The organism is Xanthomonas sp. MLO165 (assembly GCF_018831305.1).
Classification (GTDB): Bacteria; Pseudomonadota; Gammaproteobacteria; order Xanthomonadales; family Xanthomonadaceae; genus Xanthomonas; species Xanthomonas arboricola.
Genome location: NZ_CP029263.1, coordinates 3,996,796 through 4,023,155, shown reverse-complemented (window position 1 = coordinate 4,023,155; position 26,360 = coordinate 3,996,796). Strand labels below are relative to the sequence as shown.

Annotated in this window: 23 protein-coding genes; 15 read left to right on the top strand and 8 right to left on the bottom strand. The window is 61.8% G+C overall.

Features of this window, described 5'->3' with window-relative positions:
• Nucleotides 1-79 precede the first annotated feature (79 nt).
• Nucleotides 80-1,213, bottom strand: coding sequence for a PilT/PilU family type 4a pilus ATPase (locus DGN21_RS16745; protein ID WP_016900968.1), 1,134 nt, complete (start codon nt 1,211-1,213; stop codon nt 80-82).
• A gap of 98 nt (nt 1,214-1,311) precedes the next feature.
• On the opposite strand from DGN21_RS16745, the gene DGN21_RS16740 reads away from it, so the two are divergent.
• The 14 genes from DGN21_RS16740 (at nt 1,312) to DGN21_RS16675 (ending at nt 17,541) form a co-directional block, all read left to right on the top strand.
• Nucleotides 1,312-1,695: a DUF4398 domain-containing protein gene (locus DGN21_RS16740; protein WP_039525328.1), complete on the top strand. Its 384-nt coding sequence runs from the start codon at nt 1,312-1,314 to the stop codon at nt 1,693-1,695.
• Nucleotides 1,692-2,582: a membrane protein gene (locus DGN21_RS16735; protein ID WP_046344413.1), complete on the top strand. Its 891-nt coding sequence runs from the start codon at nt 1,692-1,694 to the stop codon at nt 2,580-2,582. Before DGN21_RS16740 ends, DGN21_RS16735 begins: the two co-directional genes overlap by 4 nt.
• A 345-nt stretch (nt 2,583-2,927) precedes the next feature.
• A complete protein-coding gene (locus DGN21_RS16730; protein ID WP_002814034.1) occupies nt 2,928-3,146 on the top strand; it encodes a YdcH family protein in 219 nt (72 codons plus the stop codon).
• A 286-nt stretch (nt 3,147-3,432) separates the two neighbouring features.
• Nucleotides 3,433-4,803: a pyridoxal-phosphate dependent enzyme gene (locus DGN21_RS16725; protein ID WP_126966628.1), complete on the top strand. Its 1,371-nt coding sequence runs from the start codon at nt 3,433-3,435 to the stop codon at nt 4,801-4,803.
• 86 nt (nt 4,804-4,889) lie between these two features.
• On the top strand, nt 4,890-6,089 hold the full coding sequence (locus DGN21_RS16720) for a cystathionine gamma-synthase (RefSeq protein ID WP_184379319.1): 1,200 nt from the start codon (nt 4,890-4,892) through the stop codon (nt 6,087-6,089).
• A complete protein-coding gene (locus DGN21_RS16715) occupies nt 6,086-7,468 on the top strand; it encodes a glycosyltransferase family 4 protein (protein WP_184379317.1) in 1,383 nt (460 codons plus the stop codon). Before DGN21_RS16720 ends, DGN21_RS16715 begins: the two co-directional genes overlap by 4 nt.
• 101 nt (nt 7,469-7,569) lie before the next feature.
• Entirely contained in the window at nt 7,570-8,355 is a 786-nt protein-coding gene (locus tag DGN21_RS16710; RefSeq protein ID WP_049818051.1) for an ABC transporter permease, read from the top strand.
• Nucleotides 8,352-9,638, top strand: coding sequence for an ABC transporter ATP-binding protein (locus DGN21_RS16705; protein ID WP_024938363.1), 1,287 nt, complete (start codon nt 8,352-8,354; stop codon nt 9,636-9,638). Before DGN21_RS16710 ends, DGN21_RS16705 begins: the two co-directional genes overlap by 4 nt.
• A 40-nt stretch (nt 9,639-9,678) precedes the next feature.
• Nucleotides 9,679-11,967, top strand: a complete 2,289-nt coding sequence (locus tag DGN21_RS16700; RefSeq protein WP_215825005.1) for a methyltransferase domain-containing protein — start codon at nt 9,679-9,681, stop codon at nt 11,965-11,967.
• A gap of 51 nt (nt 11,968-12,018) precedes the next feature.
• Nucleotides 12,019-13,080: a glycosyltransferase family 4 protein gene (locus DGN21_RS16695; protein WP_024938361.1), complete on the top strand. Its 1,062-nt coding sequence runs from the start codon at nt 12,019-12,021 to the stop codon at nt 13,078-13,080.
• 20 nt (nt 13,081-13,100) lie between these two features.
• A complete protein-coding gene (locus tag DGN21_RS16690) occupies nt 13,101-14,843 on the top strand; it encodes a glycosyltransferase (RefSeq protein ID WP_126966688.1) in 1,743 nt (580 codons plus the stop codon).
• Between the two features lie 37 nt (nt 14,844-14,880).
• Entirely contained in the window at nt 14,881-15,480 is a 600-nt protein-coding gene (locus DGN21_RS16685; protein ID WP_237474934.1) for a glycosyltransferase, read from the top strand.
• A gap of 77 nt (nt 15,481-15,557) precedes the next feature.
• On the top strand, nt 15,558-16,592 hold the full coding sequence (gene gmd, locus DGN21_RS16680) for a GDP-mannose 4,6-dehydratase (RefSeq protein ID WP_024938358.1): 1,035 nt from the start codon (nt 15,558-15,560) through the stop codon (nt 16,590-16,592).
• Entirely contained in the window at nt 16,576-17,541 is a 966-nt protein-coding gene (locus DGN21_RS16675; RefSeq protein WP_024938357.1) for a GDP-mannose 4,6-dehydratase, read from the top strand. Before gmd ends, DGN21_RS16675 begins: the two co-directional genes overlap by 17 nt.
• 270 nt (nt 17,542-17,811) lie before the next feature.
• On the opposite strand, the gene DGN21_RS16670 is transcribed toward DGN21_RS16675, so the two are convergent.
• The 7 genes from DGN21_RS16670 to DGN21_RS16640 all read right to left on the bottom strand — a co-directional run bounded on the left by DGN21_RS16670 (nt 17,812) and on the right by DGN21_RS16640 (nt 25,059).
• Entirely contained in the window at nt 17,812-19,836 is a 2,025-nt protein-coding gene (locus DGN21_RS16670) for a hypothetical protein (protein WP_126966630.1), read from the bottom strand.
• Nucleotides 19,836-21,152 carry an NAD(P)/FAD-dependent oxidoreductase gene (locus DGN21_RS16665; RefSeq protein ID WP_024938355.1) on the bottom strand — a complete coding sequence of 439 codons (1,317 nt, stop codon included), beginning with the start codon at nt 21,150-21,152 and terminating at the stop codon, nt 19,836-19,838. The genes DGN21_RS16670 and DGN21_RS16665 overlap by 1 nt, the downstream gene beginning before the upstream one ends.
• Nucleotides 21,149-21,574, bottom strand: coding sequence for a GtrA family protein (locus DGN21_RS16660; RefSeq protein ID WP_223214397.1), 426 nt, complete (start codon nt 21,572-21,574; stop codon nt 21,149-21,151). The genes DGN21_RS16665 and DGN21_RS16660 overlap by 4 nt, the downstream gene beginning before the upstream one ends.
• Nucleotides 21,571-22,539 (bottom strand): glycosyltransferase family 2 protein, encoded by a 969-nt coding sequence (locus DGN21_RS16655; RefSeq protein WP_228960050.1) that lies wholly within the window; start codon nt 22,537-22,539, stop codon nt 21,571-21,573. The genes DGN21_RS16660 and DGN21_RS16655 overlap by 4 nt, the downstream gene beginning before the upstream one ends.
• Nucleotides 22,523-23,224: an NAD-dependent epimerase/dehydratase family protein gene (locus tag DGN21_RS16650; RefSeq protein ID WP_024938352.1), complete on the bottom strand. Its 702-nt coding sequence runs from the start codon at nt 23,222-23,224 to the stop codon at nt 22,523-22,525. Before DGN21_RS16650 ends, DGN21_RS16655 begins: the two co-directional genes overlap by 17 nt.
• 144 nt (nt 23,225-23,368) lie before the next feature.
• Complete coding sequence (locus DGN21_RS16645; RefSeq protein ID WP_024938351.1) at nt 23,369-24,313, bottom strand: electron transfer flavoprotein subunit alpha/FixB family protein; 945 nt, start codon at nt 24,311-24,313, stop codon at nt 23,369-23,371.
• Nucleotides 24,313-25,059: an electron transfer flavoprotein subunit beta/FixA family protein gene (locus tag DGN21_RS16640; protein WP_039525367.1), complete on the bottom strand. Its 747-nt coding sequence runs from the start codon at nt 25,057-25,059 to the stop codon at nt 24,313-24,315. Before DGN21_RS16640 ends, DGN21_RS16645 begins: the two co-directional genes overlap by 1 nt.
• A 216-nt stretch (nt 25,060-25,275) precedes the next feature.
• On the opposite strand from DGN21_RS16640, the gene rfbB reads away from it, so the two are divergent.
• Entirely contained in the window at nt 25,276-26,331 is a 1,056-nt protein-coding gene (gene rfbB, locus DGN21_RS16635; protein ID WP_065032868.1) for a dTDP-glucose 4,6-dehydratase, read from the top strand.
• Nucleotides 26,332-26,360: the final 29 nt, after the last annotated feature.

Sequence of the window (26,360 nt, the reverse complement as noted above, 5' to 3'; positions counted from 1 at the left end):
CCGCTCGTACGCCGGCAACGGCCCTGCGCAATCCGCCGTGCCGGGCAGGTGCGCGGCAACACCGCGCACCTGCCGATGATCAGATAAAGCCGTGGCTGATCTTCGGCGCTGCTGCCGTTTCGTAATCCGCGTACGGGTCGTGCTCGCCGGAACCGCCCTCGGACAGGCGGAACTTCAGCGCCAGGCCATCGCGCGAGTCGGCCGCGCGCAGCGCTTCCTCCTGCTCGATTTCGCCGGACTTGACCATGCGGAACAGGCATTGGTCGAAGGTCTGCATGCCTTCTTCCAGCGATTCCTCCATCGCCTGCTTGACCTCGTGCACCTGGCCACGGCGCAGCAGGTCGCGGATCATCGGCGTGTTGAGCAGCACTTCGGTTGCCGGCCGGCGGCGTCCGTCCACGCCCTTGACCAGGCGCAGCGACACCACGGCGCGCAGGTTCAGCGCCAGGTTCATCAGCACGTTCTTGTGCGCGCTCTCGGGGAAGAAATTGAGGATGCGCTCGATGGTCTGGTCGGCATTGTTGGAGTGCAGCGTCGCCAGGCACAGGTGGCCGGTCTCGGCGAAGGCGATCGCCGCCTCCATCGTCTCGGCATCCAGGATCTCGCCGATCAGGATCACGTCCGGCGCCTCGCGCATCGCGTTTTTCAGCGCGCTCTGGAAGGCGTGCGTGTCCAGGCCCACCTCGCGCTGGTTCACGATCGACATCTTGTGCTTGTGCAGATATTCGATCGGGTCCTCGATGGTGAGGATGTGTCCGGTGGTGGTGCTGTTGCGGTGGTCGATCATCGAGGCCAGCGAGGTCGACTTGCCCGAGCCGGTCGAGCCGACCACCAGCACCAGCCCGCGCGGGGTCATGATGACGTCCTTGAGCACCTGCGGCAGGTTGAGCTCTTCGATGCTGGGGATCCGGCTGCGGATGGCGCGGATCACCATGCCCACCTCGCCGCGCTGCTTGAACACGTTCACGCGGAAGCGCCCCGCGTCGGACAGGGCAATGGCCATGTTGAGCTCCAGCTCGCGCTCGAACTGCGGTACCTGGCCTTCGTCCATCAACGAATAAGCGATTTTCTTGACCATTCCCGGCGGCAACCCCGTATTGCCGAGCGGGTAGAGCTTGCCTTCGATCTTGATGTACACCGGTGCGCCGGTGGTCAAGAACATGTCCGAGGCATTCTTTTCGGTCATCAGCTTCAGGAAGTAGCCGATATCCATGCGCAATGGTTCCCCAACAAACGGCAGCGTCTCGTTGCAAGTCCGCCGCAGGCTTCCGACAATGGCCGTGCTCGAGACTTCTCGCTACGGCTCCCCTAATGACGGCTAGCTTCGCATACTTGCGGCGATCCCTGTATGGCATCGCCTGTTTCATGGTTCTTTCCTCTCCTGCTGCCGCCCAGGTGGCACCGGAGCTCACCGCCGCCGAACAGGCGGTGCAACGCGCCACCCAGGCCGATGCCGACCAGTACGCACCCGATCTGGTTAATCTGGCCCGCCAGGAACTGATGCAGGCCCAACAGGCTCAACTGGACAAGCGCCAGCGCAAGCAGGTGCCACAGATCGCCTTGCGCGCAGCGGCCGACGCCGATCTGGCCAAGGCGCGCAGCGAAGAGGCGGTGGTCACCGCCCAGCTGGAACAGCGGCGCAAGGAAGTGGCGCAACTGCAGAACAGCCTCAACACCGGGGAGGCCGGCCGATGAAACTGCGTCCGCTTCTCTATCTGGGCGTACTGAGCCTGGGCACCCTGCCGTCGCTGGCAATGGCGGCCAAGGACGACCCGCAGGCCGACGCGCTCAACCGGCGCCTGGCCGCGCTGCAGAACGACCCGCAGACCAATGAACTGGCCCGCTTCGAGCGGCTGCAGGCGCAGCAGAGCGTGGCGGCGCTGGCCGAGGCCAAGCGGCGCGACCGCGACGAGCTGGTGTTCCTGGCCGATCGTCGGGTCGAAATCGCCGAACTCACCGCCCGCACCGCACTGGCGCGGCGCGAGCTGGATCGGTTGGAAGGCACCCGCAACGACCTGCTGATCGAAGCCAGCCGCCGCGACGCCTCGCGCGCGCGCCAGGAAGCCGAGCGTCTGCGCGTGCAGGCGCAGATCCAGGCCGAAGAGGCCGAGCGCATGCGTCAGGCGGCCGAACAGGAGACCCTGGCTCGTCAGGACGCCGAGCTGGCGCTGACCAGCGTGGCCGGCAAGCAGACCGCCAAGCTCAATGCGGCCCAGCAGAAAGCGGTGCAACTGGCGCATGAAGAAGCCGAGCTGGTGGCCGGGGCCAAGTTGCCTTCCGCCAAGTTCGACAGCCGCGGCGAAGTGTTTTCGCTGGGCAGTGGCGCCTTCGGTGGCAAGGCCGCGCTGTCCGGCGATGCCGCGGGGCAGGCCAAGGCACTGGCCGAGTATCTGAACATCGGCAAGAAAGGCCGGGTCAGCATCGTCGGCTACGACAGCGATGCGGCCACCGCCAAGAAGCGGGCCGAAGCGTTGCGCGACGCCCTGGTGGCTGCCGGTGTCGCCAGCGCACGGCTGCAGGTCAATGGCACCAAGGCCGCCGCCAGCAAGACGCGCGCTGCCGAGGTGGTTGTCGCGCCGTAATGCAAGTGGTTGGAAGTTAAGGTCTTTTAACCCGGGCATGACGCCCGGTTGAACCGCGGTCACTGATTGAGGCAGGGAACGGCAAAAGCAGCCGTTCTGGCCTTGAACCCCCTCCGCGACCGGCGTAGGGTCGTACTCCCGGGCAGCACTCCGCTGCCTGGAAGTACGGAGGGCCGGGCCAGTGACGCAAGGGCACGCATCAACGCAATTCGGTGGACAGCTTTTTGGTTCCGCCAGTGCGCTTGCCATTGTGATCCGCGAGTCTTCCATCCCCAAGCAGCGCCCCGTGCCGCCCGCGGCCGGGGCGTTCTTGTTTTAAGTGTTTCAAGTGAAGGAGGTAACGCCATGTTCGAAGGGCAACCGCAGACCGAAATCGACGCATTGGTCAAGTCCGATCCCGAGTTCAAGCAGCTGTACCAACGCCACAAGCTCTTGAACAAGAAATGCATGGATGCCGAACTCGGGGTACTCCCCATCGACGACGTGACCTTGGGCCAGATGAAGCGCGAGAAGTTGCAGGCGAAAGAAAAGCTCACCCGGATGTACGACCAGCTCACCCACTGATCCTTCCCCACCGCTAGAACAAGTTCACCGCCGCGGGCGGTGGCGGCCTCCTCGTCGGCTTGCCACCGTCCGCGTCTTTATTTCCGCAACCCGTGTCACGCGCCTGGCGGCAGGGCGCGATGCCCGCCTGGCGGCCGCGCACTCATGCCGGTGGTAGTGGCGCAGCGCTGGCTGAGCCCGCCCGTTCATTGGCCGGCGCGATCGGTTCCAGTCTGAATGAGCATTCCCCAGCCGTTCGTCGGATAATGGGCGGCCAAGCCCCGCGCGACGCAGTGACGATATTCCGATGGCGATCCATTCCTCCGTACTCGAACTGATCGGCAACACGCCGATCGTCAAGGCACAGCACCTGGACACCGGCGTCTGCGAGCTGTTCCTCAAGCTGGAGGCGGCCAACCCCGGCGGATCGATCAAGGACCGCATCGGCCTGTCGATGATCGAGGCGGCCGAACAGCGTGGCGACCTCACCCCGGGCGCGACCCTTGTCGAAGGCACCGCCGGCAACACCGGCCTGGGTCTGGCACTGGTCGCCCAGCAGAAGGGCTACCGGTTGATCCTGGTGGTACCGGACAAGATGAGCCGCGAGAAGATCTTCAACCTCAAGGCCATGGGCGCCCAGGTGGTGCTGACCCGGTCGGACGTGGCCAAGGGCCACCCGGAGTACTACCAGGACCTGGCCGCCAAGATCGCCACCGAGACCCCGGGCGCCTACTTCATCAACCAGTTCGGCAACCCGGATAACCCGGCCGCACACGAACTCGGCACCGGCCCGGAGATCCTGGCGCAGATGGACAACGATCTGGATGCGATCGTGTTCGGCTGCGGCAGCTCCGGCACCATGACCGGCCTGTCGCGCGCCTTCGCCACCGCCTCGCCGCACACCGAGCTGGTGCTGGCCGACCCGGTCGGCTCGATCCTGACCCAGTACATCGAAGAGGGCACGGTCAGCGAGAAGTCCGGCAGCTGGCTGGTCGAAGGCATCGGCGAGGACTTCCTGCCGGACATCTCCGATTTTTCGCGGGTCAAGAAGGCCTATTCGATCAGCGACGCGGAAAGCTTCCACACCGCGCGCGAGTTGCTGGCCAAGGAGGGCATCCTCGGCGGCTCGTCCACCGGTACCTTGCTGGCCGCCGCGCTGAAGTATTGCCGCGAGCAGACCACGCCCAAGCGCGTGCTGGTATTCGTCTGCGATACCGGCAACAAGTACCTGTCCAAGATGTACAACGACTACTGGATGCTGGACAACGGCTTCCTGGAACGCCCGCAGCACGGCGACCTGCGCGACCTGATCCTGCGCCCGTACAACAAGCGCGACACCGTGGTGGTCGGACCGAAGGACCTGCTGACCACCGCCTACCAGCGCATGAAGCTGTACGACGTCTCGCAGCTGCCGGTCATCGATGACGGCGAGCTGGTCGGCATCGTCGACGAGAGCGACGTGTTGCTGCATGTGTACGGCGACGAGGCACGCTTCCGCGACCCGATCTCCACCGCCATGGTCAGCAAGCTCGATCGCCTGGATGTCGCTTCGCCGATCGAAGCGCTGCTGCCGGTGTTCGACCGCGGCCAGGTCGCCATCGTCATGGACGGCAACCAGTTCCTCGGCCTGATCACCCGCATCGACCTGCTCAACTACCTGCGCCGCCGCGTGCAGTGACCGCAGCTGGCCGCGCGCCCGGATGGGACGCGCACCGGCCATTCAGACCTGCTTGCTACAATCCGCCACTTTTTCCGGGAACCTCCATGTCCAATCGCACCACACCCAGCCACGATGGCGAGCGCGAACTCTCGCTCGCTACGTTGGCGATCCATGGAGGGCAGTCGCCGGACCCCAGCACCGGGGCGGTGATGCCGCCGATCTACGCGACGTCCACCTATGCGCAGTCCAGCCCGGGCGAGCATCAGGGCTTCGAGTATTCGCGTACCCACAACCCCACGCGCTTTGCGTATGAGCGCTGCGTCGCGTCGCTGGAAGGCGGCACGCGTGCGTTCGCGTTCGCCTCCGGCATGGCCGCCACCTCCACGGTGATGGAGCTGCTGGACGCCGGCAGCCACGTGGTGGCGATGGACGACCTGTATGGCGGCACCTTCCGCCTGTTCGAGCGGGTGCGTCGCCGCACCGCCGGCCTGGATTTCAGCTTCGTCGACCTGACCGATGCGGCCGCCTTCGAAGCCGCGATCCGTCCCGACACCAAGATGGTGTGGATCGAAACCCCGACCAACCCGATGCTCAAGCTGGTCGATATCGCCGCCATCGCCGCGATCGCGCGCAAGCATGGCCTGCTGATCGTGGTCGACAACACCTTCGCCTCGCCGATGCTGCAACGCCCGCTCGGCCTGGGCGCCGACATCGTCGTGCACTCGGCCACCAAGTACCTCAACGGCCACTCGGACATGGTCGGCGGCATCGCGGTGGTCGGCGACAACGCCGAACTGGCCGAGCAACTGGCCTTCCTGCAGAACTCCATCGGCGGCGTGCAAGGGCCGTTCGACAGCTTCTTAGCGCTGCGTGGCCTCAAGACCCTGCCGCTGCGCATGCGCGCGCACTGCGAGAACGCGCTGGCGCTGGCGCAATGGCTGGAAACCCACCCCGCGATCGAAAAGGTGATCTACCCCGGCCTGGCCTCGCACCCGCAGCACGCACTGGCCCAGCGCCAGATGTCCGGCTTCGGCGGCATCGTCTCGATCGTGCTCAAGGGCGGCTTCGAGGCGGCCAAACGTTTTTGCGAGAAGACCGAACTGTTCACCCTGGCCGAATCGCTCGGCGGCGTCGAAAGCCTGGTCAACCATCCCGCCGTCATGACGCATGCCTCCATCCCGGTGGCCCGCCGCGAGCAGCTTGGCATCAGCGATGCGCTGGTGCGTTTGAGCGTGGGGGTTGAGGATGTGGGGGATTTGCGGGGGGATCTGGCGCAGGCGCTCGAGGCATCCAGTTCTCCATGACCGCGTCGCCGCAACGTCAGGGCATCTCTGCTTCCTGGCGGACCGGGCTTGCAGGACTGCGCATGCAGTCATGGATACGCCAGCAGCCGTGGCTGCAGCGCATCTATCGATTGTTTCCGCGGGGCCTGCGCGCGCGCGTATCCGCACTGCTCTCCGCCCGTGCCAGGGTGCAAACGCGCTTTCAGAGAACGGAGGCCTGGGACTTGGCACTGCAGGGCTGCGACGAGTCTTTGCAGCTGGAAAACAGCGGCGCCTTGCCTGCAGTCGAATCGGTAGCGGGAGTCAATATTCTCGGCTATATCCGTGGCGAATTCGGGTTGGCAGAGAGCGCCAGGATGTACGCGCGGGCACTCATCAACGCAGGGGTGCCGGTGTCGTTGTATGACCTGGAAATGGGGCTGCCACACTCCTGGCAGGAACGGAGCATGGACGGCTTTATCGACCAGCGCATGCCGCATCGGGTCACGATCGTCTTCGTGAACCCCGACTACCTGGAGGCCGCGTTCGAGCATGTCGGTCGCGCGCGCATGCAGGGGCATTATGTGATCGCCTGCTGGTTCTGGGAGCTGGAAGTGATCCCGCCGAGCTGGTTGAGCGCGATCGGACTCGTGGACGAGATCATGGTGGCCTCGCGGTTCATCGAAAACGCCTTCCTGCAAATTACAGACAAGCCGATCATTCGGCTGCCTTTGCCATTGTCCGACAGGCGCGATAGCGGGCTGCAGCGGCATGACTTCGGGCTCGATGCAGACAAGTTCGTCTTTCTTTTCACCTTCGATTTCCATTCCTTCGTCGCCAGAAAGAACCCGCAGGCAGTTGTGCATGCCTTCCAGCAGGCGTTCCCACGCAGTCGTGACGACGTCTGCCTCGTGCTGAAGTCAAGCAATGGGCATATGTATCCCGAACAGATGCGTGAACTCCTCGCACTCGTGGTCCAGGATTCGCGAATCCTGTTACGTGATGAAGTGATCGACAACGCGCATGTGCGTGCGCTTCAGCGTTGCTGCGATGTGTATGTCTCGCTACATCGTGCAGAGGGTTTCGGACTGGGGCTGGCCGAGTGCATGTCGCAGGGCAAGCCCGTCATCGCGACCGGATGGTCCGGCAATATGGAATTCATGACCAGCCGGAACTCCTGTCTTGTAGAGTACGATTTGGTCGCCGTTGCAGGCCGGTACCCCGATTCGGACGGCGCCAGCTGGGCCGAGCCGCGGGTTGAAAGCGCAGCTGCTGCCATGCGGCGCCTCGCCGACGATCCAGCACGCGCGCGCGCGCTCGGTGAGGTGGCGAGGGACGACATTCGCCTGCAACTTTCCCCGGACACTGCGGCGCGGCAACTGATGGCGCGGGTTGCTGAAGTAACCGAAGTCATGGACTGACCGCGCCGGTGACGGCGTAACCTCATTCATGGGCATGCAGCGATCTGTGTGCAGCGGCTTCAACAAGGTGCTGAACGATTTCAGAGGTAGCAACGTTGGACATGATCCGGTCCGTATGGGCCTTCCGTTATTTCATCCTCTCGTCAATCAGGAACGATCTGCGACTGCGTTTTGTGCAGAGCAAGCTGGGCGCGTTGTGGATGATCATCCATCCGCTCATGCAGGTGCTGATCTTTGCGACGATCCTCTCTGAGGTCCTGGCGGCCAAGTTGCCGGGCGTCAACAACAAGTTTGCCTACGCACTGTACCTGATGGCCGGAACGCTGTGCTGGACCCTGTTTGCCGAATGCATTGGCAAGTGTGTTTCATTGTTTGTAGATAACGGCAATCTGATGAAGAAGCAGGCCTTCCCGCGGATCTGCCTGCCACTCATTGCCGGTGGCACTGTCATGGTGAACAACCTTCTGCTGTTCCTGGCAATCATCATCGTGTTCGCGATCCTGGGGCATACCCTGGGGCCGCAGGCGGCCTGGCTGCCGCTGCTGATGCTGCTGACGCTGGCTTTCGCGATGTCGATCGGATTGCTGCTTGGCGTCTTCAATGTCTTCGTGCGTGACATCGGGCAGGTTGTGCCGGTCGTTCTGCAGGCGATGTTCTGGGTGACGCCTATCGTTTACACCATCGATATCCTTCCGCAGCAGACGCAGCAGCTGTTCAAGCTCAATCCGCTGTTCCCGCTCGTCAGCGCCTATCAGGGCGTGCTTCTCTACGGGCGCTCTCCGGAATGGATGGGCTTGGTGCCGTTGATGGTGGCGACGGCCGTCCTCTGCACCGTGTCCATGATTGTTTTCCGCCGCGCGAGCGCCGAAATGGTGGATGCCCTATGAGCGCTATGCTGACCGTAGAAGGACTTGGAAAGTCCTATCGCGTATGGGGGAGCGAATGGTTGCGCGCAGCCAGCTGGTTCGGTCTGCAGGTCAAGCCTCGTGAAGAGCACTGGGTCCTGAGAAATGTCGGATTCTCGGTCGCTCCCGGCGAGTCTATCGGAATCATGGGCCGCAATGGTGCGGGCAAAAGCACGCTGCTTAAACTGATTACCGGCACATCGCAGCCTACCGAAGGGCGAATCATTCGGCGTGGGCGCATTGCCGCCATCCTTGAATTGGGCATGGGCTTCAATCCTGATCTGAGTGGACGCGAGAATGCTCGGCATTCTGCGGGGCTCATGGGTTATACCCTGGAGCAGATCGAGGCGGTCCTGCCTGAAATACAGGAATTTGCTGAGATCGGTGAGTATTTTGACGAGCCGGTGCGTACGTACTCAAGCGGAATGCAGGTGCGCGTTGCCTTTGCGGTGGCCACGGCGTTCCGACCGGACCTGCTGATCGTCGATGAAGCGCTGTCGGTAGGAGATGCATACTTCCAGGCCAAGTGCTTTAAGCGAATCCAGTCCTTCAAGGAAAAGGGGATGACTCTGATTCTTGTGAGTCATTCTGTCGGGGACATCGTCAAGCATTGCGACCGCGCCATCCTGATCAAGGGAGGGGCTGTCCATGCCGACGGTCCGTCGCGTGAAGTGTCAAATCTCTACCTGGACGAACTTTTCGGCAAGAAGCCTGCCTTGCTCCAGGCCGAGGCAACCGACCTGCCGCGCGAGATGGGCGCGGGCGACGAAGACGTCTTCCATACCCGCCCGTATTACAATGCCGACGAGCACCGCTGGGGGCAGGGCGGGGCGCGGATACTGGATTATGTGGTGACCAGCGGCGGGCAGGAGTTTCCCGCACGTGTCGAAAGCGGTGCCAGGACCGCGTTTTACGTCAAGATTGCATTTGACCGGGATTTCGACAGCGTTGTCCCCGGGTTTCTAGTAAAAACGATCGAGGGGCTGTTCCTTTACGGTACCAATTCCTTTCTTTCGAGCGGTGGGCAGGCGGGGATTTCCGTAAAGGCGGGACAGGTCATTGTCTGCAAGTTCACCATGCCTCTGGACCTCAACGAAGCCAATTACCTGGTTTCCCTGGGTATCTCCAGTGGCGACCCACTCATGGAACTGACACCTCTGGATCGCCGCTACGATGCCATCGTGCTGGATGTCGCCAGAGGCATGCAGTTCTGGGGAATGATGGATCTCAAGGCGGATTTCGAACTCGTAGAGGCGTCGTCATGACGGCTGTGGGATTCCGCATTACTTTAGCGAATAAAGAGTCATGACCGAACCGATGAATATTGACGCGCTGGTGGCAGCCTTGCCGGAGAAGTATCAGCCCATTTTTGGCCACCCGGAACTCTCGGACGGCAGCTCTCGCGGTTGCGAAGACAGGCTGGTGCTGATCCGCGACTGTGCACGGCAGCTGCAGGCAGCGCTGGGGCGGCCGTTGCGGGTGCTGGATCTCGGCTGTGCGCAGGGGTTCTTTTCTTTGAGTCTGGCGGCTGACGGGCACCAGGTGCACGGTGTGGATTTCCTCGATCTCAACGTCAACGTGTGTCAGGCGCTGTCTCGGGAGCATCCGGTGTTTGCCGCATCGTTCGAGCACGGCACGGTGGAGGATGTCATCTCGCGGCTTGATCCGGATCAGTACGATCTCGTGCTGGGTCTGAGCGTTTTCCACCACCTTGTGCATTCTCAGGGAATTGCGCGTGTTGCGGCGCTGTGCCGAAAGCTTTCCGAAGTGACTGAGGCAGCAATCTTTGAATTGGCATTGCGGGAAGAGCCACTTTACTGGGCGCAGTCGCTCCCGCATGACCCTGCAGAGTTGTTGAGCGATTATGCGTTCACCAGGCTGTTGGCGCGGCAGGCGACCCATCTGTCCGCCGTTTCCAGGCCTCTGTACTTCGCCAGCAGCCGGCTGTGGTACGTGGGAGAGAGTGTCGGCCGATTCAGTTCGTGGTCGGGCGAGGCGCACGCCTACGGGCGCGGCACCCATCAATACAGCAGGCGCTATTATTTCGGCGAACAGGTTTTCGTCAAGAAAATGACGATGGGGATCGGCGGGCGATCCGAGATCAATCGGCAGGAATTCGATAATGAGGTGGAATTCCTCAGCAATCCACCGGCGTCCTACCCGGCACCCCGGTTGATCGCAGCGCTGGACGATGCGTCTGATCTGTTTCTGGTCAGGGAGATGGCGGAAGGACGTCTGCTTTCTGAGCTGATCGATGACGGCTCTCCGTATGACGCCGACCGAGTGATCGCTGATCTGCTCGAGCAATTGGTGGTACTGGAGCGCGCCGGTCTTTACCATAATGATGTCCGTTGCTGGAACGTGTTGATGGCCCGGGATGGGCGCACGCTTCTCATCGATTATGGTGCGATTTCCAGCGATGCCACCGATTGCTCCTGGCTCGGTGATTTGCTGCTGTCGTTCCTGATTACCGTAAAGGAAATATTGCAGCGGCAGATCGTTCCGTCCAATCCAGGTCGAGAACCCGCGCTTGACTTCATGGTTCTGCCGCCCCGCTACCGGAATGCCTTCATCCAGGCCTTCGGCCAGGAGCAGACTCGCTGGACCTTCGCCGAACTGCAGCAGTGCATCGCGCGTGGCGAAGCAGGTCCGGACCGTGCGCCTGAGTGGACCTCTCTGTACCTGCACATGCAGCAGGCACTGCTCAACTACAACACCCGCCTGGGCGCGCTTTATACCCAGAACGAACACGACAGGGTCGAACTTGCCGGGCGTGCGTCGCTGCTGGAGCGGATGCAGGAAGGTGTCCAGCAGAGCCAGGAAAAGATTGCGTCCCTCCAGCTTGACGTGGAGACGGCCGACGCCCGTTATCGCGATCTTGAAAAGGCCAGCGGTCAACTGAACGACTGGGCAAGAGAACTGGAAAAGCGCGCTTCCGCGGCTGAGGAAAATGATGGCGTTCTAGCCGATCGCCTGGCCGAGCAGACGGCAAACAACGCGACGCTGGTTGCACGCGTCGCGGAACTGGAGTTGGAGCTGGTCGAGCGTCAGCGGGTTCGCGAACTGTCGGAACTGCTGGCCGCCGATGTCAGCCGACTCGTTGAAGAACGCGATGCAATGCAGGCGAGGATGGTGGAACTGGAACAGCTCAACGAGCAGCACGCAACCACCAATGCCCAACTGCAGGCCAGGATCGTTTCGTTGCTGGAACGCGTCAAGACGTCCGAGGCGTCAAAGGCCGACGATGGGCGCAGGCTGAAAGATCTGCAGGCGGACTTGTCGCAACGTCTCGAAACCATAGAAGCGGCGCGTCATCGTGCGCGTGAGCTGGAGCTGGCTGTCCAGATGCTGGAGAAGCAGCTTGCAGAGTTTCACGCCAGCCGCTCATGGCGTGTCACGGCGCCGCTGAGGTGGTTCAGTGTGAAAGTGAACAAGCGCGGCGCTCCTCCCTCTGTCCCGCTGATTCAGCGGACAGAGGGAGCGGTTACGGCGGTCTCGGAGCACACCCTGGATACCCCGGCTGGCGTAGCCATCGACAAGCGATTGGTCGCGCTGGATCAGTTAGGTGCTCGCATCAGAAGGATGCGCAAGTAAGATCGGACAACGCAGTTGTGTGGGCAGGGACATCATTGAAGGGGAATTTACTTGAAGAGAGTTATTGTGCTTGGCGCGCAAGTGCCGTTTGTCAGGGGCGGCGCCGAGCTTCTCAACGAGGAGCTGGTCAGGCAGATTAATCTGTGGGGCAAGTCGCGCAATGTCGTTGCAGAACTGGTGCAGCTGCCTTACAGGTGGTACCCGGAAACAGAGATCATGTCCTCCCTGCTGGCATGGAGGTTGCTCAATCTGAATGACAGTAATGGTCAAAAGATCGACCTGTGCATCTGTACCAAGTATCCGACCTATGCGGCGTCGCATGACAACAAGGCGCTTTGGCTTGTCCATCAGCACAGGGTGCTTTACGACCTGGGGCGCACGCGCTTCGACCAACCGCACCTGACCGCCAGGGAAGCTGCGATTCGTGATGCCTTGCGTGCGTCTGACAAGGAGTTGCTGTCAGAAATCGAACCTCGCTACACGATCTCCCAGACGGTCACGGACAGGCTGCAGCAGTACAGCGGCCTGGGATCCGAAGTCCTTTATCCACCGTCCAAGCTGGCGCCCTTCATCAAATCCGGCGACTACGGGGATTACGTGCTGTGCATTGGTCGCCTGGAGTCGATGAAGCGGCCGGATCTGCTGATCCGCGCCGCCCAGCACGTTCCCCATGCCAAGGTGGTGATTGCAGGCACGGGGGCCGGCGAGTACGCACATTCGCTGGCGCCTCTGGTAAGGGAGTTGGGGCTGGAGGATCGTGTCGAGCTGGCGGGCTTTGTCGATGACGCGAGGCTATTGGAGTTGATTGCCAACTGCCGTGCAGTCTTCTACTCACCAGTGGACGAGGATTACGGTTTTGCAACGCTGGAAAGTTTCGCCGCATACAAGCCGGTCATTACGGTGGATGACAGTGGTGAAGTTGGCCGAATCGTTCAGTCCACCGGTAGTGGTTGGGTGACGCGTCCCACGCCGGAGGCCATTGCAGAGAGCCTGGTCGATTGCTACTCGAAGCAGCCGGCGCAGCTCCGTGCCCTCGCCGAGGAAGGTCAACGCATGAGCACCTCCATCACGTGGGATCGCGTGATAAGCAATCTGGTGGAGAGCCGGCTTTGAGTGCCCCGTATCGCATCGCGATGGTCGGGCCACAGCCCCCGGAGCGCTCGGGCATTGCGGAGTATTCGGCAGGCCTGGTGGAGATGCTGCGGAAGCAAGGTCTGGACGTGGAAGTGATCACCCGGGGCCGCCTCGAACGCGAGGGGTCAATGAGCGTGATCGACACCCTCCGGGATGTGGATGCGGTCGTCTACCAGATGGGAAACCATCCCGCGTTCCATGGCTGGATGCTGCCGCTGATGGCGGCCAGGCCGGGCGTCGTCCATCTGCACGATCTTGTGCTGCATCATATGGCCGCGGGTGTCTTGAACGACGAAGCTCGCCTGCTGAACGGCGATTACCTCAGCCTGCTGGAGAAGTGGCATTCGGCGAACGAGATCAGCGCCGCCGGTTTGGCGCTTCGCTGCGGCGCTCCCGTGTGGAATCGCGAGGATGTGGTGCAGTTTCCTCTTCATCAGGTGGCCACCAAGCTCGCCATCGAGGTCGTGGTGCATTCCCGCTATGCGGCTGATCGCGTCGCTGCGGACTTTCCATGGCTTCCCGTCACCGTGGTGCCGCAGCTGTATCCTGTGGTCGCACCGCACCGCGAACGTAACCAGTTGCGTACCATCGCGCTCCTGGGCGGCGGGCACGCCAACCGACGTTTCGACTGGGTGGTGCAGGCCCTGGTCGCCATCGACGCAGATCTGACGGAACCGGTCACGCTGGAAATCGCGGGGGAGCTGGAGGCTGCTGTCAGCGTGGAGCTGGAAGCCTTATCGGGCCTCCGCAACGTGCGGCTGATCAACCATGGACACGTCGACAATGACCAATTCCGCAGCGTCTTCGAGCGCGCCGATTTGATGATCGCCCTGCGACAACCGACGATGGGCGAGACCTCTGCAGTCGTGTCCAAGGCGCTACAGGCGGGCCTTCCGACCATCGTATCGGATCACGGTTGGTACGCCGAGCTACCGGTCTCGGTAAAGAAGCTAGCGCCGGATGCCGGGTGTTCGGAAGCGCTGGCAGACCTGCTGCGGCAGCTGATCCTGGACCAGAGGTCCTATGCAGCCTGGGCGGACGAATGCACCGATGCCGCACGCCGAGCGGCATTCGACCCATTCGTGGCGGCCGAGCAATATGCGCGTGTCTTGCGGAAACACCGCGTATTTTCCGATTTCAGGGATACCGTTGCCGAAGCAGTGGCAAGTTTGAAACTCGATCTAGACTCCCCGCTTGCTGACGAACTGCATCGGATCGACGTGCTGAGCACCTTGCGGGGAGATCAGTGGGTTGGGAAAGCCATCAGCGCACTGGAAGAGCAAGAGCTGGATCCTGATGCCCGTATCGTAGGAGCATCGGTTGGCTACCCGTATGACGAGCCCTTGCCCGAGGCGGCTTTTCAGGGCCAGGCCGTCGTGCTGGAATCACCGTCGGTCGTGGAGCCCACGAGCCTGATCTCCCTGAAAGTGGAGCTGATCAATCACAGCGAGTATCCATGGCTCAGTCCTTTTGGCTATTCGCTGAAGCCCTTCGGTATCTACCTGGGACATTTCTGGTTCTCTGCGGATACGACAGAGGAACTGGCCGAACAGCCTCGCCATTTCCTGCATGACGTGGTGACCCCGCTGTCGTCCGGAATTCATGAAATCACGGTCCGTGCTCCGGAAGTTCCAGGTGAGTATTACCTGGAGCTGGATCTGGTCCAGGAATCAGTTTGCTGGTTCAAAAGTCGTGGATTTTTGCCGGCCCGGCTTCGCGTGCTCGTGGAAGCCACTCAATAATCAGCGGCGTATGTCCATCCATCACAGGTCTTCACCCATGAACGTAATATCCAAATTGCGCGCCCAGTCGGGCATCGTAGTCGCATTGATGGCGGTCATCGCCTTGGTCGGCTGCTCCAGGTCGCCGGACGCTGAGCAGCCAGTGCAGGGTGCGGTACAGCAGCAGAAGACAGTGGCCGAAGCGCCCGAGATGAGCGGCGCATTGACGCAGGACCAGGCAGGGGCCCGCTATGCCATCGCTTCGGATCCGGTTATCGTTCAGAATGGGGCCTTGCTCAGGACCGTCGTGTCGGTCACCAACCTTGGCAAGGTCATGATCAGTTCGACGGGGAAGCTGCCGGTAAACCTCGCCATTTCCCTGGCGGACCGTGACGGTGCCGTGCTTCAGCAGGATTTTGTGCGCGCATCGCTTCCAACGGGTGGGATCGCCGCGGGCAGTACCGCCGAGGTGACCGTTGAGGTGCCCACACAGGCCGTGCTTGGCAAGGTCATGCGGTTCGGCCTGGTGCAGGAATCGGTAGCGTGGTATAGCGACTTCAAGATCGAGCCCATTGACTACGGCCCGATTACAGCGTGCCAGGATCAAGGCACGCAGGCCGTTTGTGGCGTAGGCGGAAAGCCCTTGGCCACGCGCTGAATCCAAACGATCACTGGAATAGGGCCGGCTTCGCTCAGGCTTGATTCAAATCCAATACGTAAATCAAGAGACTATTAATGAAAACTGCGTTGATTACCGGAATCTCCGGCCAAGATGGTGCTTATTTGGCCCAGCTGTTGTTGGACAAAGGCTACCGCGTGTTCGGTACGTACCGGCGCACGAGCTCGGTCAACTTCTGGCGCATCGAGGAGCTGGGAATTGCAGCGCATCCGAACCTCAATCTGATCGAATACGATCTGACGGATCTGGGTTCAAGCATCCGCATGCTTGAGAGCGCCGGAGCCACCGAGGTCTACAACCTGGCTGCTCAGAGTTTCGTCGGTGTGTCCTTCGACCAGCCAACCACCACGGCCCAGATCACCGGCATCGGTCCTGTCCACTTGCTGGAAGCGATCCGCCAGGTGAACAAGGACATCCGCTTCTACCAGGCGTCCACCTCCGAGATGTTCGGCAAGGTGCAGGCAGTCCCGCAGATCGAGAGCACGCCGTTTTATCCGCGCAGCCCTTATGGCGTTGCCAAGCTCTACGCACACTGGATGACCGTCAACTATCGTGAGAGCTACGGCATTTTCGGTTCGAGTGGCATCTTGTTCAATCACGAAAGTCCATTGCGTGGACGCGAGTTTGTAACGCGGAAAATCACCGACTCTGTCGCAAAGATCAAGCTTGGAATGTTGGACTGCCTTGAACTTGGAAACCTGGACGCCAAGCGCGACTGGGGTTTCGCACGCGAATATGTGGAAGGCATGTGGCGGATGTTGCAGGCTGATGAGCCCGATACGTTCGTGCTTGCGACCAACCGGACCGAGACGGTACGCGACTTCGTCGCAATGGCCTTCAAGGGCGCCGGGATCCATGTCGAATTCCGCGGCAGCGACCTGGATGAAACGGCGGTGGATACCGCAACCGGGAAAGTGGTTGTGCGGATCAACCCTAAATTTCACCGTCCGGCCGAGGTTGATCTGCTGATCGGCAATCCTGAGAAGGCCGAGCGTCTGCTCGGATGGCGTCCAGAAACTACGCTGGAATCGTTGTGCCAGATGATGGTGGACGCTGATCTGCGGAGGAACGAGCGTGGTGCTTCATTCTGATCTCGGCAGCAAGCGGATCCTGATTACAGGAGCGTCCGGTTTTACCGGGCGCTATGTGACGGACGAACTCAAAGCACAGGGTTGCGAGGTCATCGGTCTTGGGGGGGCGGAGCATTCGGTCCCCTCCTGGGCTGCTGGGCTGAGACCGGCTGACCGATATCTCCAGGCCGATCTGCGTGATGCAGATGGCTTGCGCAACGTACTCAAGGAAAGTCGTCCGGATATCGTCATTCACCTGGCGGCGCTCGCGTTTGTGGCGCACGGCAATGCAGATGATTTCTACCAGGTGAATTTGGTCGGTACCAGGCACCTTTTGCAGGCGATCGACGACGCTGCGATTGCCCCTGAGCGCGTCCTGATCGCAAGCAGCGCCAATGTCTACGGTAATTCCTCGGCAGGTCGACTAGACGAATCGGTCACTCCTGCGCCGGCCAACGACTATGCGGTCAGCAAACTCGGTATGGAGCATGTCGTCCGATTGTGGCAAGGGCGCCTTCCCTGCACGGTGGTTCGCCCATTCAATTACACAGGGCGTGGCCAGTCAGAAAATTTCTTGATCCCCAAGATCGTGTCCCATTTCGCAAGGCGGGCCGCACGGATGGAGCTCGGGAATCTGGACGTGGCCCGTGACTTCGGCGATGTCAGGGCTGTTGCCTGCGCGTACCGTGGGCTGCTTCAGTCCGAGGCGGCGGTAGACCGCACCGTCAACGTATGTTCCGGCATCGCGTTCTCGTTGAGGGAAGTCATAGACCTCTGTGCCCAGATCACCGGTCACACACTCGATGTCTCGGTGAATCCTGCATTCGTTCGATCCAACGAAGTGAAGATGCTTTGCGGGGACAATACGTTGCTGCGGCAGATGACCAGTGATTGGTCATGTCCCCCATTGCGGGAAACGCTGGAATGGATGTTGACCGCGCCATCCCAGGACGAGCCACTCGCCGCCTGATTGGTGTCATGCGAGGGGCGCTGCAACGGCGCCCCATGGATCCGCATGATCGCCATCTCCAGCCCGATTCAATTGGCCCGGCGTCCACCCGGCCGGTGGATCGTGGCATTCCCATCGCATGATTGCTTGCGCCCAACGACGGCTGCGGCAGAGAGCTCTTTATCCGGCGATGCAGACCGCTTGACGGCCGAATCACTCTGGCAGGACGCAAGCGTGTCTGCCAGGCCGCATGTCTTGCACTTTACGTGTCAAGACATGCGGCTGCTCTTCTCAGGGACGGGTTCCCAGTTCCAGTGACATCAGATAAATGCCCAGTACCCGGTCATCCAGGGACATGCCCAGTTGCGACGGCGATGCAGGTTCGTCATAACGCATCTGAATACGGACTTCCTGCCCTGCCTGCAGTTGGGGCAGGCTGATCCTCAGCGGTTGCGGTTGAGGCGTCGATGCGGTCAATTTCTGCACCTGCCACTGCCCGTCGTTGACACGTGCGCTTACCTTCATTGAGGTCCTCTTCGGCGCCCATAGTCCGGACACGTGCAACACCAACGGTGCTCCCTCGGGAATGGATTGCTGCACACTGAATTTGAGTTCGGACTCATCGCCGATCGACCAAGTACCGGATGGCTCGTCTGCCGACCAACCCGCGCCCAGATATGGGCGAATGTGTCCGGGGGTGAGGGACTGCGCCGCGGGCAGGATCGGTGCCTTGGGCAGATCCTGTCGGTCTACCACGAAGTAGCGGGCAGTATCCGGCCTGCGATCGAACTTCTTGGCGACGAGTTCCGCAGCACTGTCCGGGGCCAGCGCGCACGCTCCCGCGGGATACACGGTAATGGGCGCGCCTTCCTGTCCTGGAATGTAGAGCGCCTTGCGACATCTCGGACCTACCACCAGGGCAGGAAGACTCGATGGGGGACCCTCGGTGGCAGCATTGCGCTCAAAGAAGACCTCTTCCGTCGGACTCCAGAGCCACGGCACGTAGCCATAGATGAGCTGGGCGGCGCGGCTGGGGGTCAGGTAGGACTCGACCTTCGCCGGCCAGGCCGTACGCGCGCTCAAGACGGCGGTAAGCGCAACGATGACCCACGTTCCAGTGCCAAGCCAGCGACTCCAGCGACCCGGCCACATCGGTTGCAGCGCGGCGATCAGCGGATAGAAAAGGCAGATGTACCACAGGCCGTATCGTGCCGGTCCGAATGTGCCGCCGGAGTTGATGTTGGTGGTCGCCGCCTGCGCAAGCATGGCCGCCAGCGCATAGACGACCACGTAGACGAGCAGGGTCGGTGCCGGGCGCGCGTAGCGTCGCTTGATCAGGCCGTACAAGGCAATTGCAAGGATCACCGGCCCCAGCGGCCAGCTGGGCAGAAGTCCGATATCGGGGTCGAACAGGTAGCGCAACGACGACAGGACATGCAGATCCGAGACCTGCGCGCCTCCGTTGATCAACTGCGGGGTGATGCTGCCGAAGCGCGAAAAGTAATAAAACGGGTGCAACAGGGCAAACACCGGGGCCAATGCAAGTGCCAGGACTTCCAGCGACGACATGCCGGAAGCTCGCGACCTTGCGTGGATGACCAGCGCGAGGACGCAGGCCAGGCAAGCAGGCACCGCAAAACTGATGTTCTGACTCGTCACAATCGCAAGCAGCAGGCCTGTGTACGCCCAGCGCCGCTGCAAGGCGCAGGCCAGCGCCGCTGTACTGAGCACCACTGTGAACAGCTCGGTGTGCACCTTATTCACGTACCACAGCACTGGTGACGCAAGCAGGATCGCTGCAGCCGCCAGGATTCCCCGCCGGCCGTGCAGGTGGTGGCACAACAGGAACAGGCCCGCAATCAAGATGGCGTGCAGCAGCATGTAGTGCGCATGCGACTCGGTGCTGAGGCCGATGATTTCGCCTGCTTCCCCGACCGCGGCTGCTGCTGCGGGGTAAAACCAGAAGTGATTGAAATCAGTACCGCCGTTGACGGTCAACGGCCGGTACATGTTCTTGAGATCGGCTACCGGCTGCATTCCCCGGATCTGGCCCGACAGTCTCAGCCGCTCGTAAGCGGCCCATGTCTCTTCCTGGACGTAGGGCCGATGTTCGATGCCCATGGCCATTTCCATCGCGTAGTATTCCGAGCCGTCGCCGGTACGGTCCCTCGGAAAGCTACAGAGGACTGGATACAGCACCGCGACGATCAGCAGCCCAGCGACCAGATACAGCAAGGCGATGCGAATACGTCGCTGGTTGTCCGACATGTTCCGGCGCAAGTCATCCGTGCCCTGTGCAACGTATTCGGTAGTCATTAACGCCCGTCCGAAGCCAGAATGTCGTTGGCCAGGTTCCTGCCTTCGCGCACGGCATAGTTGGTGCCGCGGTCTTCCGGATAGACCTGCGCCATGCTGGTCAGGTAGACATTGGGCAGCGGGGTCTTACGTCCCGGGACCAGGCTCGAATAATGCTTCTCGGCGATCGGCTGGGCGTATTCGGCGCGCCATACATGGACGTCCTGAATCCAGCTACGGTCGAACGCGGGAAACATCTTCTGCAGATGTGGCAGCGAGAAGTCGACCAGCTCCTGGTCGGTCATCGTGTACATCGGGTGGCTGGTCGGAAGGTACTTGGACAGGTAGACGATATGGCGACCACCGTACGAGCTGGCCGGCTCGAAGTTCGTATGCTCGATCACCCCGACGTACGGGAATCCGGGATCGTTGACATTCAGCCAGTAAGTTTCAGACAGGCTTCGGTCCAGCGAAAGCACCATGCACACATTCGCCAGATAACGGATGCGCCGCAGCGACTGCAGGAATGCGTCGTCGGTCTTGCCCTGGAGCAGGTTGGCAGAGATGGGGAAGGCGGTCGACAATACGACGTTGTCAGCCTGCACTTCGCCGTCTTCCAGCAGCACGCCGGTGGCAACGCCATTCGCGGTCAGTACCGAGGTCGCGCTGGTGCCAAGCCGAATTTCACCACCCAGTCGAACGATGGCTTCACCAAGTTTTTCAGCCAGCGCGGCGAAGCCGCCGCGATAATAGGCGAGCACTTCGTCGCCCGAGTTGCTGCGGCTGCCGCCGCGCAACACAAGCTTTTTCCAGAACCAGACCGCGGAAACATCGTCGGCCACATCGCCGAACTTGCCGACAAGCAGCGGATCCCATACGACCTTGTAGGCTTTCTCGCCACACAGGTCGAGCAGCCATTCCTTGGCACTGAGATTCTCCAGTTTCTTCCAGTCCTTGACCGAGCGGGCACGCAGGACCGCGATGCCAAGACGGATGCGATCGATGAACGGCAGGGCATCGAACCGGAGCAGGTCCATTGGAGTGCTGAGGCGATAGAACTGGTCCGCAAAATACATGCCGGTCCGGGTGGGGCGCAGCACGATGTTGTCGTTTGCTCCCAATTCTTCGATCAGCTTGAATATCTCGACATCGTTGTTGAACCAATGGTGATAGAACTTCTCGAGGACCTGGTCGCCAACCTTGAAACCGCCTGCCAGGCCGCCAAGTTCATGGTCACGCTCGACGACCAGGACGCGCTTACCCTGCTTGGCGAGCTCGTAGGCGACAGATAGGCCGGCGAAGCCGCCGCCGATGATCACAGTATGGAATTGGTTCATTTGCTTGAGATGCTCGCAGGGGATCGGAATGTAATGGCGCGATTTAGAGAGAATTGCAGAATCAGCACGACCACCAACGTGGCCAGCTTGGCCCAAAGCGGATTCCAGCCGAGGACCGAAACCAGGCCCCATAGCAATGCGCTGGAGACGAGGTAGCCCACCAACGCCGTTGCAACGAAGAGGCCGAGACGCCGCATCGTTTTATCGTAGGTCTGAAACGTGAAGTGGCGATTCAGTGCGAAACTGAGCAAGGTGCCGGCAAGATAACCAGCCGCGTTGGCGAGTTGGTAGTTGACGTGCAGCCAGATCAGCCCGGTGTACACACACAGGTCCAGGCAGACGCCGGAGCCCCCGCAGACCGCGTAAAGGACAAACTGGCGGATGCGCGGATCCGCCAGCGCCACGCGCAGTAATTTCATCATGTGGCCCGTTCGTTATGTGATGGGATATTCGCGGTCGACTCAATCACTGCCTGCGGCGTGGCGTTAACGTGCCGCAGGGCGCGGCCGAGGTATTCGCCAATGACACCGATCGCAAGTAACTGGACGCCGCCAGTGATGAGCACGCAAACCATCATGGAGGCCCAGCCGACCGGCATGGCGTTGACGGTGAACCGTTGAACGACAAAGACCAGTGCAAGCAGGAAGCCGAGCATGGAGACTGCAATCCCCATCAGCGAGGCGAGTCTCAGGGGAAATACCGAAAAGCTGGTGGCCATCTTCAGCCACAGCGAGATGGACTTGCGGAGGCTGTAACCGGACTGTCCGTCTGCACGCGCGTGATGGTCGATCTTGATGCTGGTGATTCTCGTCGTGGTGGCAAGAATCAAACCATCGAGATACACGTTGGGGCCGGTGAACTTGACCAGTTCTTCCCGGACTCCAGCGACCATCGCACGAAACGGCGACAGATAGAGTCCCTGGGGCTTGCCAAGCAGATACACCGCCATCCGGTCATTCAGTGCGCTTCCGGCTTTCTTCCACAGCGCGTGCTGCTTGGAATGGAAGCCTGCGTAGCAGACATCGTAACCATCGCCGAGAGCGGCAAGCAGCGCGGGAATGTCGTCGGGATTGTGCTGCAGGTCGTCATCCATGGTGATGATCTGCTGGCCGCGCGCCACACGCAGGCCGGCCATGATGGCGTTGTGCTGGCCTGCGTTCTTGCGCAGGTTGATCACCTTCCACCAAGGCCGCTCGCGCGCCAAGTCAAACAGCACCTTGCGCGAGTCATCCGGGCTGCAGTCGTTGACCAGGATGACTTCAAAGGAATCGCCGAACATGGTGGGCAGTGTCCGGCCCAGCTTGTCTGCGAGTTTCGGCAGGATCGACGCACTCTTGTAGACCGGGATAACGACCGAAAGTTTGCAGGTCTCAGTTGGCATTGTCATGGCGATGATATTTTTCCAGGAGGCGCCGCGTGTACCCGGGGCTTACGTCGATGCCAAGGGTCGGTGCGACCTGCATCATGAGTGTGGCATCCGGCTGCGTCCCCCCGGTGCGGTCGACAATCTCGCGGCGCGCATGCAGGCCCAAGATCGATTCCATGACGTCCACCAGTGCCGGCATGCTGATGACCTCCGGCGGTGCCAGGCTGGCGCGCAGTTGCTCGGGCGCTCCATCCTGCAACAGGCGCATGGTGATTGCGGCGACGTGCTCAACGTCTATCAGGCACCTCACGGCACCGGACCACATCGGGATCGGCTCGCCGCTGCGTAGACGGTCGGTCAAGAAATTGATCAGGTTGTGCGGATTTCCCGTGCGCCCCACCACTTGCGGCAGGCGCAGGATCAGATAGCGGCCGCCGCGATCGGCCACCAACTGTTCCATCCGCACTTTGTGACGGGCGTACTGACCGCTCCCGCGATCCGGGTCTTCGATGCTGCACGTACTGAAATAGACGAAGGCGCCCCTGGCGGCCGCAAGCCGCTCCTCCAGCAGTTGCTGTTCGCGCGCATAGGCGGAGGGGTCGATCTCACTGGAATTTGAGACTCCGGATGCGAATAATGTGGCCTCCAGTGTTTCGATAGCTTGAGCATCAAAAGCGGATGCAAGCAGTCCTCTACCGACAATCATGGGCGCGATGGATCCTCTGCATGGTGGGTGCAGGCCGATGCGACATGTCGATCCATGACCATCTCGCCTGAGCGGGGGTTGAACAGTTTACAACCAGAGCGACCGTTCTAGGGGACGATGCCGAGGAAAGAGGTGGACAGCGCTCTATGCGAGCGCTGTCTCAAGTTCCGGCAGGAGAGTGAAAAGATCTCCCACCAACCCGATATCGGCAATCTCGAAGATCGGCGATTCAGGGTCCTTGTTGATTGCCACGATCGTGCCGGCGTCCTTGATGCCGGTCAGATGCTGGATCGCCCCGCTGATGCCGATCGCCACGTACAGCTCGGGGGCGATGATCTTGCCGGTCTGGCCGACCTGCAGCTCGTTCGGTACATAGCCGGCGTCCACGGCGGCGCGCGAGGCGCCCACGGCGGCGCCGAGTTTGTCGGCCAGGCTGTAGATGTGCTGGAAGTTCTCGGCCGAGCCGACGCCGCGGCCGCCGGAGACCACCCGCTTGGCGCTCTGCAGGTCCGGGCGATCGGAGCTGCCTGCGGCCAGGCCGACGAAGCGGGTATGGGTGGGCAGCGCGGCATCGACGGTGACTGCTTCGACCGTCGCACTACCGCCGGCTGCCGCTTCCGGCCAGGAGGCGCTGCGCACGGTGGCGACCACGATCTGGTCGGCCGGCGCTTTCACCGTGATGATGGCATTGCCTGCGTAGATCGGGCGCTTGAAGGTGTAGGCATCTTCGACCGCCATCAGGTCGGAGACCTGGTTGACGCCCAGCAGCGCGGCAACCACCGGCATCAGGTCCTTGCCGAACGTGGTCGAGGGGCCGAATACATGGGTGTAGCCCTGGCCGGCGAGCTGGGCGATCTGCGGCCCCAGCACCTGCGCGATGGCATGTTCGTTGGCGGCGTTTGCCACCGTCAGCACGCGAGCAACACCCGCCAGCTGCGCGGCCTGCGCCGCAACCGCGGCCGGATCGGCCGCCAGCACGACGATGTCAATGGACTCGGCCGACACCGCCAGCGCGGCGCTGAGGGTCTTGGCAGTGGCCGCATTGAGCTGGCCGTTGAGATGTTCGGCAACGATGAGAACCTTGGCCATTACAGCAACCCCTTCTGCTTGAGTGCGGCCACCAGCTCGGCGGCGTCCTTGACCATCACGCCGCGGCTGCGCTTGGACGGCGCGGCGTAGTGGGTGGTGCTGAGACTGTCATGCGCATCGACGCCGAGATCGGCAAAGGCCAGCGTTTCCAGCGGCTTGCTCTTGGCTTTCATGATGTCCGGCAACTTGATGAAGCGCGGCTCGTTCAAGCGCAGATCGGTCGTCACCACCGCCGGCAGGTCCACTTCCAGCGTCTCCAGGCCGGCATCGACTTCGCGGGTCACCGTGGCCTTGCCATCGGCGACCACCAGCTTGCCGGCGAAGGTCGCCTGCGGGCGACCCCACAAGGTGGCCAGCATCTGGCCGGTCTGGTTGGCGTCGTCGTCGATCGCTTGCTTGCCCAGGATGACCAGATCCGGCTGTTCCTTCTCGACCAGCTTGAGCAGGGTGCGCGCGGCGGTCAACGGCTGGATTGCCGCGTCGGTGACCACGTGGATGGCGCGGTTGGCGCCCATCGCAAGCCCGTTGCGCAGGTGCGCGGCCGCATCGGCCGGGGCCAGGGTGGCGACCACCACCTCGGTGGCGATGCCGGCGTCGCGCAGGCGCAACGCCTCTTCCAGGGCGATTTCGTCGAACGGGTTGGGCGAGAGCTTGACGCCGTCGGTGACCACACCGGAACCATCGGGCTTGACCTGAATGCGGACGTTGTAGTCCACCACGCGCTTGTAGGCGACGAGGATTTTCATCGTGTACGAGATCCTTCAGCTGTTGCGGGAAGGCCCGGCCGCGGCGGCAGGCTCGGGAGTGGGGCCATTCTAACCGGGCGGCATGCACCATGCGATGGCGTATGGATGCTGCGGCGCAACACTTGCGCATGCCGTTTGGGCCTGGGATTGCTCCGACCGTATATCCTGTGTGGTTTGAGAACGCAGCGCTGCGCGCGCGACCAGGAGGGGTAGACAGTGGCGACTTGGCTAGTGACCGGCGGGGCCGGTTTTATCGGCGGAAATTTTGTTCTTGAGGCAGTGGCGCGCGGCATTCGCGTGATCAATCTCGACGCGCTCACCTATGCGGGGAACCTGAACACGCTGGCGTCGCTGGAAGGCAATGCCGACCATGTCTTCGTCAAGGGCGACATCGGCGACGGCGCGCTCGTGACCCGTCTGCTGCAGGACCATCAGCCGGACGCAGTGCTGAACTTCGCTGCCGAAAGCCATGTGGATCGCTCGATCGAAGGCCCCGGCGCGTTCGTCCAGACCAACGTCGTCGGTACCCTGGCCTTGCTCGAGGCCGTGCGCGACTACTGGAAAGCACTGCCGGATGCGCGTCGCGAGGCCTTCCGGTTCCTGCATGTGTCCACCGACGAGGTCTATGGCACGCTGGGCGAGACCGGCAAGTTCACCGAGACCACGCCGTATGCGCCCAATTCCCCGTACTCGGCGTCCAAGGCCGCCTCGGATCACCTGGTACGCGCGTTCCACCACACCTACGGGCTGCCGGTGCTGACCACCAACTGCTCGAACAACTACGGCCCGTACCATTTCCCGGAAAAGCTCATTCCGCTGGTGATCGCCAAGGCGCTGGCCGGCGAGGCGTTGCCGGTGTACGGCGATGGCAAGCAGGTACGCGACTGGCTGTTCGTCAGCGACCACTGCGAGGCGATCCGCACCGTGCTGGCCAAGGGCCAGGTCGGTGAGACCTACAACGTGGGCGGCAACTCCGAGCGCCAGAACATCGAGGTCGTGCAGGCGATCTGCGCGCTGCTGGATCAGCACCGCCCGCGTGAGGACGGCAAACCGCGCGCGAGCCAGATCACCCATGTCACCGACCGCCCCGGACACGACCGTCGCTACGCGATCGATGCCTCCAAGTTGAAGAACGATCTGGGCTGGGAGCCGGCCTATACCTTCGAGCAAGGCATCGCGCAGACGGTGGAGTGGTACCTGACCAACCAGGCCTGGGTGCAGGGCGTGCTGGATGGCAGCTATCGGCTGGAACGGATCGGCGCCGCGGCCTAACGCGAGCCCTTAGGCAAGAGTCCGCGCAT